The following is a 12,334-nucleotide window of genomic DNA, read 5'->3' on the forward strand; positions in this document are numbered from 1 at the left end:
GAGTCTAATATACTTTTATTTTAAGTCCTAATAATATAAAAATAATATGGAATTATAAATAATTTCATTAAGCTTATTCAAAATAATATAAATTAAATTAAGTAAATTAAATATGATTATAAATAACTAAATATGATTAAAATAACTAATAAAATAATTAAATATGATTAATGACTAAGCAAATATGATTATAAATAACTAAATAAAATAATTAAATATGATTATAAACAATCAAATATTATTATAGATAACTAATGGTGAAAGAATGGAATTATTATGGTTCTATATAGCTATTGTATTAGCTATAAGCGATGAATTGCACAGCATAGTCATGTGGAATTTCCTTCACGATTTTTACATAATATTCGGAGGTCTAGTTCAGGAAATGGTTTATTCTAATTTCCAAGCATGGTTAGTTCATGAAGGATTAGAAGCAGTATTTCATTTTTTTGTATTATCAATAGTCTTTTTCTCACTTGAAATAGGTTTTTTAGGTGGATTAATCCACTTTGTTATTGATGTTATTCATTCTTTAACTATAAAACACATGACTCATCTTGAACATCGATCATTGCACTTTGTTTTTGAATCTCTATTCTTTATGTGTATCTTTGGATTTTAAACTAAATTCAAAATATAATTTTCATAATAAATATTTTTTATAGTAAAAATTTTTATAATAAACATCAAATATTCATTATAAATTATTTTAAACCTTATTTTTCAAAAAAAATAAAAAATGAAAATAAAAAAATAAAATATTAAAATGAAAAATGAAAAAAATAATAGAAAATAATAAAAAATGAAAAAAATAACAACATATATTAAAAATTAACATACTTTATAATAAATAATTAAAATTAAAATACAATCATAATAATTAAAATAAATTATATAATAAAATTATTTCAGGAGATAATTAATGCCAGTGATTACATTTGAATATCAAGATTTAAAAGAGCTTGGAATTAACATTGAAAATGATAAGCTAATTGATATTTTACCTATGCTTGGAAGCGATATAGAAGATTTCGATGATGAAACAATTAAAGTTGAATTTTTTCCAAACCGTCCAGATCAGTTATCAGTAGAAGGAGTTTCTCGTAGCTTAAAAGGTTTCATATCACAAGAAATGGGCCTTCCTAAATATAAAGTTTCACCTTCTGGAGAAAAAGTATTTGTAGATAAAGAAATAGAAAATATTAGACCATATATAGCTTTTGCATTAATTAAGGATGTTAAATTTGATGGAGAGAAATTAAAACAAATAATGGACTTTCAAGAAAATTTACACTGGGTTATTGGAAGAGACAGAAAAAAAGTAGCTATTGGTATTCATAATTTAGATGTTATTAATGGAGATTATAAATATATTGCAAGTTCTCCAGTTGAAAATAGTTTTATTCCATTAGATCATTTAAATGAATTAACTCCAAAGGAAATATTAGACGAACATGAAAAAGGTTCGAAATATGCAAAGCTAATATCAGGATTCGATAAGTATCCTATTATTCTTGATAAAAATGATAAAGTATTATCCATGCCACCAATTATAAATGGAGAATTAACAAAACTTACAGAAGATACAAAAAATATACTTGTAGATGTGACTGGAACTGATGAAAAAGCAGTTCAACAAACATTAAATATTATTTGTAGTTCATTTGGAGAAGTTGGAGGGAAAATAGAAAGTTTAGATATTGTTTACCAAGACAAAACAATTACAACTCCTGATTTAAGCCCAAAAACTAGAAAAGTAAGAGTCAATTTTTGTAATGAACTTATTGGTGGAGTAAATCTTAATGCAGAAGATGTGGCTAAGTTATTGCTTAAAGCAAGGATGGATACAAAAATTATAAATGAAAATGAAGTTCAAGTAGAAATTCCTTCATACAGAATAGATATCCTTCATGAAGTTGACATAGTTGAAAATGTAGCTATTCAATACTGTATAAATAAAATTAAAGCAGAACTTCCAAATGTTTCAACAATAGCTTATGAAAATAATTGGTTTAAAGGTGAAAAAACCATTCGTGAAATTATGATTGGTCTTGGTTTCCAAGAAATAATGAGTTTAATGTTAACAAGTGAAGAAAATCATTATGAAAAAATGAAACAAATAGAAGATGACCATGTACAAGTATCTAAGCCAATTACAATTGATAGAACAATGATTAGAAAAAGTTTAATAAATAGTCTCATGGAATTTTTAGAGGATAATAAACATGAAGACCTTCCACAAAAAATATTTGAAATAGGGGACACATTATATATTGATGAATCAAGAGAAACAAATGTTAAAACTGTTAAAAAACTAGCAGGAGCCATTTGTCATTCTACAGCTAATTTTACTGAAATTAAATCAACAATAGCAAGTCTTTTATCTAATTTAGGATATGAAATAGAAATTTCACCATCAAATAACTCTACTTTCATTAAAGGAAGAGTATCTAATATTAAAGGGACTAGTAAAAACGGTACTGTCTCTGGTTTCTTTGGAGAAATATCTCCCGAAGTAATTAATAATTTTGAGCTGGAATATCCAGTGATAGCATTTGAAATAGGATTTTTATAGATAATTTCATTAAAATAGTTATTAATAAAATAGTACTAATATAAAAATAATATAAATTTAATTAATCTTAGATTTAATAATATTAAATTTAATAATATTAAATTTTTATATTATGTTAGATTCTTAATTAAAAATATTTATTTTTTATAGTTATTCTCCAATAACAGTTAATTCAACTTTTCTTGTTCTTGGACCATCAAATTCTACAAAAAAAACTGATTGCCATGTACCAATAGATAAATCGTTATTTGAAAAAGGAATAGTTTCACTTGAGCCTAAAAATAAAGATTTAATATGAGAATCTGCATTATTATCAATAAAATCATGTTTATAGCTATTATTTTTAGGAATAATTTTATTTAAAATAGATTCAAAATCATATAACAAACCTTCTTCATTTTCATTGATTACTATTGAAGAAGTTGAATGTTTTGAAAATATATTAATTATTCCAGAGTTTAGTTTACTTTTAGTTAGAATTTCTTGAATATCTAAGGTTATATCTATAATTTCAGTTTTTTTGGATGTGTCCAAACTTATTTCATATTTAAAAATTGTCATATAAACACCAAATATTATATTAGACCAAATATTATCTTAGTATAACTTAATATTATCATAATATTATATTGATTATATTGATATTATCTATATTATGTTAATATTATTTTTAATAATTTAATTAGTTAATGAAATTTAGTAAAATAATTCTATACATTACAATAACAAATTATCTAGATTACACTAATAAATGTTTTTTTAATTATTTAAATTTTTAGATCAAAATTATATGAAAAATTAAAATTTTAAAAGTAAAAATAATTATTGAAAAATAAAATAAGAAATTAAAAATATAAATATTAAAAATATAAGTATTAAAAATACGAATATTAAGAATATAAGTATTAAAAATACAAGTATTAGAAATATGAACATCAAAAATATAAGTATTAAAAATATAAGTATTAAGAATATTGCTAATTAAAAATAAAAAATAAAAAGAGATATAAATAACTCCTTTAGATAGAAGCTATTATAAAATTTATATTTTAATTATATAAATAAACTATAAACCAAATGATTTCTTCAAAAGATCAACATTTACATACCCTGCTTTAAATAACTCACCAGTTCTTAGATCATTAATAACAACTTCAGCAGGTGCAAACATTCCCTTGTCTATTTTATAGAAATCAAATTCAGCTTCTTTAAATACATCAAAAAATGGTTTTCCATAACCATCAGCTGCAGATGAAGGTAATTTTTCAGCTAATTCTTTAATGTCATCTCCTTCTTCAGATTCAATATAATAATAAGTTCTTCCTCCAAAGAGAACAGCATCATTTGTTTTACCCATAGCCTTTAAACCATCTGGGTCGATTGGAGCTATTGGAGCAATTCCTGCAGCATATTTAACCTTAGTAACATCAAAATGAAGAGCTTCTAACATTTTATAAGTACCATTTTCTACAACTCTTCCAGCAATTTGAATAGATCCAACAAGAGAAGAAGTAGGAGCTACAAGTAAAGTTACATCTTTAACATCAACACCACAATCATTAGCTATGGCTTCTGCAACATCTTCACCAGGTAAATTATCAGATTCAAGAGTAAGAATTGCAATATCTGCATCATCTTCATAACCAATCTCTTCATAAGTTTCTGCTGGTTTTTTAGCTAATGCTCTTGCAGGACCAGAACCTAAAGCAAAAAAGTCACCAACACTTACAGACCACCCAGCCTTTTGAGCACCAAGAGTGGAAATAGCAGGGAAATCAGTTTTAATCTTAACAGAAGGAAGCGCAAATTTTTCAGATAAATCTCCAGGAATAGAAATTCCAACTTCAGCTAATCCTCCAAGACATACTTTAGTATAATATTCACCAGCTTTTAAGCTTCCAGCTACATTTACACCACAATCAATAATGGTTGCACCATTATTTAATTTGGAAACAGCTATATTAAGCTCATCAGCTTTTTCAATCATTGCATCTACTGTTTTTTTAGCTTCTAAATTAACACTAAGCATAATTTTTACCTCAAGTTAAAATTTAATTAAAATTTTTATAATATATTTATAAATATTTATGATATATTAATGATTATTTTTGTACTATTTAAAATTTTATAAATAATTTTTATAAAAATAGAATATAAAAATAGAATAAATTATTGATAAAAATAGAGATAAGTTAATATATTATAAAATAATTTAAAAAAGTAGATTTAATATAATAAAAAAGTAAATTTAATGTATATAAAAGTAAATTTAATACAAATTTAATATAAAAAATAGATTTAATATAAAAAAAGTAGATTTAATACAATATATATTAAAAAAATTATAAAAATATTAAAAGATTATAAAAATATTAATAAATTATAAAAATATAATTATCTTCTAAATTATCTTCTAATATTATTATTTTAGAATCAGAAGACTAATCATTATTCAATGACTAAAACACCATTAAGGATACCGTCTTGACCAGGCCTTGAGGTTACTTTTGCTTTACCTGCACTAGTTTCCACGATAGCTCCTTTTGTGATAATATTCCTTCTTACATAGTTGGGATCAGCAGAATTTTCAAGTACAGTAATGATTTCAACAGTTTCAGATTTATTAGATTCTGGGTTAACAACATTTATCTTATTTTCAGAAGCTAATCTCAATTTCTCGTTTCCACCACGAGTCCTGATTTTCCTCAATTTTTTTTCGTCTAATTTAGTGTAAGCTGGTTCTCTTCCAAGCTCTGATTTTCTTTTCCCACGATTTGCTATGTATCTTCCACCAGTTGACTTTCTTGTGGATTTTCCTTGTGATATCGCCATTATTTCACCTAATTAAAATTAATTTTATTTATTATAAACAATTTTATTTATTAAATTTTGTAAACTAATAATATTCAATATAAAAGACCTATTTAAATCATTTAAGTACTCTTAGAGAAACCTAAAATAACCATAAATATAGATAATAAATACCAATACTTATAATTATAACTAAAATATTATGATATTTTTATTGATATTTTTCTTACATTTGATTTAATTTAAAAGAAAAAATAGTCTTTTAGATATGATAACCAAATATTGGTTTTTATCATATATAAACTTTAATATTAACTTATATATTAATATTATATATTAACTTATATATTAACGAGCACCAAAATAGGAGCAATTTTAAAAATTTCTTGCTTTTAAAATTCTTCTTATTTTATAATAGTATTTAATATAATAAATACTATTAATTTATTAACTATAAATAGTTTTAGATAATAGCTACTTCTATAATTATTATTAGATATATTAATAATTAATATGACTAAATCTATTGATAATTATTAAAAATAATATAGCTACATCCAATAATAATTAAAAATAATATGGATATATCTAGTAATAATATAACTAAATCTATTAACAAGTATGATTAAATCTATTAATAAGTTTAAACTAATATGTGAATATCTATAAATAAATTTTTATATAAATAAATTTTTATTAGAATAAATTTAATAAATGGAACTATTAAAATCAAGTGTTTTACAATGGTGACTGAAACTGATAAACAAATAGCTCTTGAGGAGGAAATAAAATCTCAAGCACATAAATTTCTTGTAGATTTTAATGCAACACTACCTGAAAGCATGGAACTTGAATATGAAGGATTCTATAGAAGAGGGTTCTTTGTAACAAAAAAAAGATATGCAGTAATAGAAGACGGAGTGATCATAGCTAAAGGATTAGAACTTGTTAGAAGAGATTGGGCTCCAGTAGCTAAAGATACCCAACAAGGAATACTAATGGCTATACTAAAAGATGGTGATGTTGAAAAAGCAGTGCAGATTATAAGAAAAGTCTTAAAAAAAGTAAAATCTGGTGATGTTGATATGAAAGATCTGATTATTCACACACAAATAACCAAAAAACTATCTGATTATAAACAAATCGGACCTCATGTTGTAGCTGCACAAAGATTAGAAGATAAAGGAATGAAAATTGATAGAGGAACTATAATACAATATGTAGTAGTCAAAGGTAAAGGTCCAATAAGTCAAAGAGCAATACCATTCGAAGATTCAGAAAAATACAATTATGATTCTGATTATTATATTGATAATCAAATAATTCCAGCTGTTTCTAGGATAATGGAATCATTTGGATATACTAAAGAAAAATTAAAAGAACTTGGAGAAAAAGAAAAACAAAAAACATTAGATTCATTTTTTTAAATATTTATATATGCTGAAGCAAGGATTTTGGTGTTAGAATGGATAAAGCAATTTTTTTCGATATAGATGGAACATTATTAGATACTTCAAGCTTTGCAGAGGTAGCTAGAAAAGCAGCTATTGATGTGATGATTGAAAATGGCTTGCCTTCAAATAAAGAAGAAACATATAATTTACTAAAAGAGATTATTTCAAAAAAAGGCTCAAATTATAATAAACACTTCAATGTTCTTACAAAAGAAATATGTGGTGAAGAAAATAACTTATTAGTTGCTTTAGGAATGGTTACATATCACAATGTTAAGTTTGCCCTACTTAGACCATTTCCAGAAACAATGAATATTCTTATCTATCTAAAAAATAAAGGATATAAATTAGGAGTAATCTCTAATGGTATAACAATAAAACAATGGGAAAAACTAGTTAGACTTGATATTCATTATTTCTTTGAAGAGGTTATTACATCAGAAGAAGTAGGATCTGAAAAGCCTGAAAAAAAAATATTTGAAGAAGCATTGAATAGAATGAACTGTAAGGCAGAAAATAGTATTATGGTGGGTAATAAATCTGAAATTGACATTATTGGAGCTGTAAATGCAGGTATGTCTGCAATACTAGTAAATTCTGATGATAGTCATATAATTACCAAAAAAATGTTGGATACTTCTAATATTGAGATTATTGATAATATAGGAGAAATATGTAAAATATTATAAGATTATTTACTTAAAATTTAATAAAAGAAAGGATACTTTAATACAATTTTAAAATATACTGAAAAGAAAAAATTAAAAATATAAAAAAACAATCCCCATTATAAAAAAAATCAGTGATAAAAAATGGTAATAATACTAAAAATTAATAATAAAAAGTAATAATTAAAAAATAGTAATAATAATTCTGAAAAATAGTAATAATTCTAAAAAGTAATAATAAAAATTAATAATAAAAATTAATAATAAAAGTAATAAAAATAATAATAAAATAAATTATTAAATAATAAAGATATAATATTCAAGATTTTAGACAACACCCTGAGCCATCATAGCATTAGCTACTTTTATAAAACCTGCTATGTTAGATCCAATGACATAATTTTCTTCAAATCCATATTCTTTAGCAGCTTGATCAATACAATGATATATATTTACCATAATAGCTTTTAACCTTGAATCAACTTCTTCAAAAGACCAACATAACTTAGAACTTCTTTGAGCCATTTCTAATGCACTTGTAGCTACTCCACCAGCATTAGCTGCTTTTCCTGGAAGATAAACAACCCCTGCTTTTTGCAAAATCTCTGTTGCTTCAAGAGTGCAGGGCATATTAGCTCCTTCAGATAAATATTTAACATTATTAGAAACAAGTTTTCTAGCAGAATCCCCATCTAACTCATTTTGAGTTGCACATGGAAATGCTATATCACATTTAAGATTCCAAATATGATTACTACCTTCAACAAATTCTGCAGTCAAAGTTTCATCATCAAAATAATCTAAGTATTCAGATATTCTACCATAATTAATTTCTTTAATTTCTTTTATAAAAGGTATTTGAATACCATTCTCATCATAAATATATCCAGAAGAGTCAGACATAGCTATAACTTTTGCACCTAACATAATAGCTTTTTCAGCAGCATAAATAGCAACATTTCCAGAACCAGAAACAACAACAGTTTTACCTTTAAAAGAATCTCCTCTCTGTTTTAATGCTTCTTCTGTAATATAAACAAGCCCATAACCTGTAGCTTCAGTTCTAACAAGAGAACTTCCATATTCTAAACCACTACCAGTTAATACACAATGGTGTTCATTTGAAATCCTATTATATTGTCCAAATAAAAATCCAACTTCTCTAGAACCAACACCAATATCTCCAGCAGGAACATCAGTATCTGGACCAATATAATTATACAGTTCAGTCATGAAGCTTTGACAAAATCTCATAATCTCATTATCAGATTTTCCTTTAGGATTAAAATCACTACCTCCTTTTCCACCACCAATATTCATTCCAGTTAAAGAATTTTTAAGGATCTGTTCAAAACCTAAAAACTTAATAATGGATAAATTCACAGATTCATGGAAACGTAATCCTCCTTTATAAGGACCAATAGCACTATTGAATTGTATACGATAACCTCTATTTACACGTACTTTACCTTCATCATCAATCCAAGGCACTCTAAATACTACAATTCTTTCTGGTTCGACGTATCTTTCTAAAAGTCCTGCTTTTTGATATTCGGGGTGTTTTTCAAATACAGGTTCTATTGATTCGAGAATCTCTGTTGCAGCTTGAATAAATTCAGGTTGATTTTCATTTTTTTTCTTCAAATCTTCTAAAACATCACTTACATATGACATATGATCACTCCTCATATTGGAATCTATAGTCTTGTTACTAAAATTAGCAACAATATTTATTTTAACAGATTCAAAACATATATAAAAAAAGAATAAAAATAGCATACTATCTCAAAGGTAAAATATAATCATTAGCTGTGAGAGCTTTACACAATTTTTATTACACAATTAAATATTATTATTTCCATTATTATACTTTGTGATTTTGTTCATCTAATATATATAGTATAATTAATAATTTTAATATAAATCATTGAAATTATACTAATTGTACAAACATATAAAACAATCATAAAAAGCTAGTTAGATTTTTAGATTAATAGATAATTTATTAAAATTAGTACAATAAATTAAAGTTAATACAATACAATAATTTTAAGATTAAATTGAAATTAAAAGATAAAATAATAAAAATAAAAGAGTATTTAGAAAAATATAAAAAAATACAGAAATTATAAAAAATATAGGAAATGTAAAAACTATAGAAGATATAAAAATATAGGAAATGTAAAAACTATAGAAGATATATAAAATATAAAAGAATATAGGAAATATAAAGTATAAAAATAAGAAACAAAAAAGAAAATAAGATAAATAAAAATAGGAATAAGTAAAAATAGAAATAAAAATGAAATAAAAATGAAATAGAAATGAAATAGAAATTGTAGTAAAAAGAAAATAAGAATAAGAAAGAAATAAAAATAATTAAAAATAACAAATTAAAGATAAAACTAATTAAAAATAAATTTTTAATAAATAAAAACCCTTAACTGTAAGGAGCAGATTTATGATTATAAAAACTCCATCGAGAATACATATGGCATTAATAGATTTAAATGGGTCTTATGGAAGACGTGATGGAGGCATTGGATTGACAATATCTAAACCAAACTTTGTTCTAGAAGCTGAAACATTGGAAAAAGGAATAAGTATTGATTTTAACAAAAATATAAAAGATAATGATATAAAAAACCAATGCCTTTTAAAAATAAAGGATTCTGCAGAAAAAATAATCTCACATTTTAATATAAACAATGGATTCCATTTTAATGTTAATGAAGCCTTTCTAACACATTCAGGATTAGGTTCTGGAACTCAAATATCTTTAGCTACTGCAAAATTAATATGTGAATATAATGGAATATCAATAAATGGAGTAGAATTAGGGAAAATTCTTGGTAGAGGAGGAACATCTGGTGTTGGAATATACTCTTTTGATCAAGGAGGACTTATAATAGATGGGGGTCATGATATAAATGAAAAAACAGAATTTTTACCATCTTCAGCTTCAAAAGCTAACCCTCCAAATCTAATTGGAAGATATGATTTTCCAAAAGAATGGGATATACTAATAGCCATTCCTGAATCTAGGACAATAATGGGAAAAAATGAAGTAAATATATTTCAAGAATATTGTCCTGTTCCAAAAAGAGATGTTGAAAAATTATCCCATCTTATCTTTATGAATTTAGTTCCATTTCTCTTAGAAAAAAATATTAAGTCTTTTGGTAATGTTATTAATGAAATTCAGAAAATAGGATTTAAAAAAGTGGAATTAGACCTTCAAAAAGAAAAAATTAAAACAACAATGGAAAAAATGAGGGAATTTGGAGCTTATGGTGTTGGGATGAGTTCATTTGGACCATCTATATATGGAATATTGGATAAAAAAAATAGGGATGCGTTTAAAGCAACAAAAGAATTTATTGGAGAAAATGGTATTGTTTTCAAAACAAAAGCTCAAAATCATGGCTTTGAGTTAAAAAGATGAAATATAAATGAATAAGAAATAAACTATGCATAAAATATCAAAATACAAAAGAAATATAAATAAACTATAGTAAAATATGAAAACTATGAAAAAATATAAATAAAATATAAATAAAAGCCAAATCATGAAAAATTACAACTGGTTATCAATGATTATAACTACTTATTAATAAAATTTTAAATGAGACAAAATAAAAGAAGTTAAAAATCCCAAACCCATTAAAAGTCCAGTTAATTCATGAGTTTCTTTAAAAGCTTCTGGAAGCATAACATCAGCTATAAGTGAAATTAAAGCTCCAGCAGCTATTCCTAAAGCAATTGATAAAACAAAATGATCAGTGTTAGAAAAAATAATGAAACTTAATGTTGCAGATATAGTAGCTAATATTGTTACAGATGACCATATTAAAAGTATTGATTTTTTATTCCATCCACCTAATTTCATATCAGTTGATCCAGAAAGACTTTCAAATAAATTAACAATTAAGATAGAAAGCACTAAAGCTAAACTAATAGGTCCTCCAATAACTACCAAAAGTCCAATAGCTATTGCCTCAGGAATACCGTCTAATATAACTCCTATCATGATAATAAAACTTTCAACTTGATATTTATTATACTCTTTTTTAGATTTATGAGCATAAACTTCAAATAATGCATTTTTTAAAGAAAATAAAACACCTTTACCTAAAAAAAGTCTATTTGAGTTATCTCCATTTTTATAAAAATTATTGAGAATATTACTTTTATTATCTTTACTATTTTCATTTTTATTATTACTAGAACTATTACTAGAACTATTAAAATCATTATATCCATTATCAAAATTAATATTATTGTTAGAAAGATTTTTCAATTTTCTATTTTTTATATTTAAATGATGGATAACAATATCAAAAATTGTGAAAATAAAAGCACCGATAATGAAGCCATATACAGTTGGAGCTAGTCCTCCATAGCTATATGCCTCAAAAAGTATTTCAAAACACACAGCAGAACTTAAAATTCCTGCACTAAATATTGTAAATGAAGCCAATATTTTTTTAGGAATATTAAAATAATAACCTAAAAATGACCCAATAATCAATGAAAAAGTTCCGATAAATCCCCAAAATGACGCATAAATAAAATCAGGAAACATGATAATCTTTAAATTATAAAATTTAATAAATAAACATTTAATATAAAATTCAATAAATGAATATTTAATATACTTTTTTGATATGTTATTTTATATTATTTACTATGGTATTTTATATATTATTTATTTTTATGTTATACATTATACTATTTATTTTTATATTATATATTTTAATGAAATATAAGTTTATTAATAGAATATATATATAAAATAATCTAATTCATATTAATATTATTGATAA

General features: G+C 24.0%; 10 protein-coding genes. 5 read left to right on the forward strand and 5 right to left on the reverse strand.

Features of this window, described 5'->3' with window-relative positions; translation table 11 throughout:
* Window positions 1–265 precede the first annotated feature (265 nt).
* Complete coding sequence (locus tag MBBAR_RS04025; RefSeq protein ID WP_080459982.1) at window positions 266–622, forward strand: hypothetical protein; 357 nt, start codon at window positions 266–268, stop codon at window positions 620–622.
* Between the two features lie 300 nt (window positions 623–922).
* The gene (gene pheT / locus MBBAR_RS04030) at window positions 923–2,575 is read left to right on the forward strand and encodes a phenylalanine--tRNA ligase subunit beta (RefSeq protein WP_080459983.1); all 1,653 of its coding nucleotides are present in this window, start codon (window positions 923–925) and stop codon (window positions 2,573–2,575) included.
* Between the two features lie 150 nt (window positions 2,576–2,725).
* On the opposite strand, the gene MBBAR_RS04035 is transcribed toward pheT, so the two are convergent.
* The 3 genes from MBBAR_RS04035 to MBBAR_RS04045 all read right to left on the reverse strand — a co-directional run bounded on the left by MBBAR_RS04035 (window position 2,726) and on the right by MBBAR_RS04045 (window position 5,407).
* Window positions 2,726–3,136: a secondary thiamine-phosphate synthase enzyme YjbQ gene (locus MBBAR_RS04035; protein WP_080459984.1), complete on the reverse strand. Its 411-nt coding sequence runs from the start codon at window positions 3,134–3,136 to the stop codon at window positions 2,726–2,728.
* A 505-nt stretch (window positions 3,137–3,641) separates the two neighbouring features.
* On the reverse strand, window positions 3,642–4,604 hold the full coding sequence (gene mch, locus MBBAR_RS04040) for a methenyltetrahydromethanopterin cyclohydrolase (RefSeq protein WP_080459985.1): 963 nt from the start codon (window positions 4,602–4,604) through the stop codon (window positions 3,642–3,644).
* A gap of 419 nt (window positions 4,605–5,023) precedes the next feature.
* On the reverse strand, window positions 5,024–5,407 hold the full coding sequence (locus tag MBBAR_RS04045) for a 30S ribosomal protein S8e (protein WP_080459986.1): 384 nt from the start codon (window positions 5,405–5,407) through the stop codon (window positions 5,024–5,026).
* Between the two features lie 722 nt (window positions 5,408–6,129).
* Here MBBAR_RS04045 and MBBAR_RS04050 point away from each other — a divergent pair.
* Window positions 6,130–6,813 (forward strand): DNA polymerase domain-containing protein, encoded by a 684-nt coding sequence (locus tag MBBAR_RS04050; protein WP_080459987.1) that lies wholly within the window; start codon window positions 6,130–6,132, stop codon window positions 6,811–6,813.
* A 38-nt stretch (window positions 6,814–6,851) separates the two neighbouring features.
* Window positions 6,852–7,529 (forward strand): TIGR02253 family HAD-type hydrolase, encoded by a 678-nt coding sequence (locus MBBAR_RS04055; protein ID WP_080459988.1) that lies wholly within the window; start codon window positions 6,852–6,854, stop codon window positions 7,527–7,529.
* Window positions 7,530–7,835: 306 nt separating this feature from the next.
* Here MBBAR_RS04055 and gdhA read toward each other — a convergent pair whose 3' ends face one another.
* The gene (gdhA, locus tag MBBAR_RS04060; RefSeq protein ID WP_080460244.1) at window positions 7,836–9,182 is read right to left on the reverse strand and encodes an NADP-specific glutamate dehydrogenase; all 1,347 of its coding nucleotides are present in this window, start codon (window positions 9,180–9,182) and stop codon (window positions 7,836–7,838) included.
* 787 nt (window positions 9,183–9,969) lie between these two features.
* Here gdhA and MBBAR_RS04065 point away from each other — a divergent pair.
* A complete protein-coding gene (locus tag MBBAR_RS04065; RefSeq protein WP_080459989.1) occupies window positions 9,970–10,953 on the forward strand; it encodes a beta-ribofuranosylaminobenzene 5'-phosphate synthase in 984 nt (327 codons plus the stop codon).
* A gap of 165 nt (window positions 10,954–11,118) precedes the next feature.
* On the opposite strand, the gene MBBAR_RS04070 is transcribed toward MBBAR_RS04065, so the two are convergent.
* Window positions 11,119–12,093, reverse strand: coding sequence for a ZIP family metal transporter (locus MBBAR_RS04070; protein WP_080459990.1), 975 nt, complete (start codon window positions 12,091–12,093; stop codon window positions 11,119–11,121).
* Window positions 12,094–12,334 lie beyond the last annotated feature (241 nt).

The organism is Methanobrevibacter arboriphilus JCM 13429 = DSM 1125 (assembly GCF_002072215.1).
In the GTDB taxonomy this organism is placed as follows: domain Archaea; phylum Methanobacteriota; class Methanobacteria; order Methanobacteriales; family Methanobacteriaceae; genus Methanobinarius; species Methanobinarius arboriphilicus.

Excerpts from the sequence above, each read along its gene's own strand:
- MBBAR_RS04045 (WP_080459986.1), bottom strand. The coding sequence starts at position 5,407 with ATGGCGATATCACAAGGAAAATCCACAAGAAAGTCAACTGGTGGAAGA.
- MBBAR_RS04055 (WP_080459988.1), top strand. The coding sequence starts at position 6,852 with ATGGATAAAGCAATTTTTTTCGATATAGATGGAACATTATTAGATACT.
- MBBAR_RS04035 (WP_080459984.1), bottom strand. The coding sequence starts at position 3,136 with ATGACAATTTTTAAATATGAAATAAGTTTGGACACATCCAAAAAAACT.
- MBBAR_RS04070 (WP_080459990.1), bottom strand. The coding sequence starts at position 12,093 with ATGTTTCCTGATTTTATTTATGCGTCATTTTGGGGATTTATCGGAACT.
- MBBAR_RS04065 (WP_080459989.1), top strand. The coding sequence starts at position 9,970 with ATGATTATAAAAACTCCATCGAGAATACATATGGCATTAATAGATTTA.
- gdhA (WP_080460244.1), bottom strand. The coding sequence starts at position 9,182 with ATGTCATATGTAAGTGATGTTTTAGAAGATTTGAAGAAAAAAAATGAA.
- MBBAR_RS04025 (WP_080459982.1), top strand. The coding sequence starts at position 266 with ATGGAATTATTATGGTTCTATATAGCTATTGTATTAGCTATAAGCGAT.
- mch (WP_080459985.1), bottom strand. The coding sequence starts at position 4,604 with ATGCTTAGTGTTAATTTAGAAGCTAAAAAAACAGTAGATGCAATGATT.
- pheT (WP_080459983.1), top strand. The coding sequence starts at position 923 with ATGCCAGTGATTACATTTGAATATCAAGATTTAAAAGAGCTTGGAATT.
- MBBAR_RS04050 (WP_080459987.1), top strand. The coding sequence starts at position 6,130 with ATGGTGACTGAAACTGATAAACAAATAGCTCTTGAGGAGGAAATAAAA.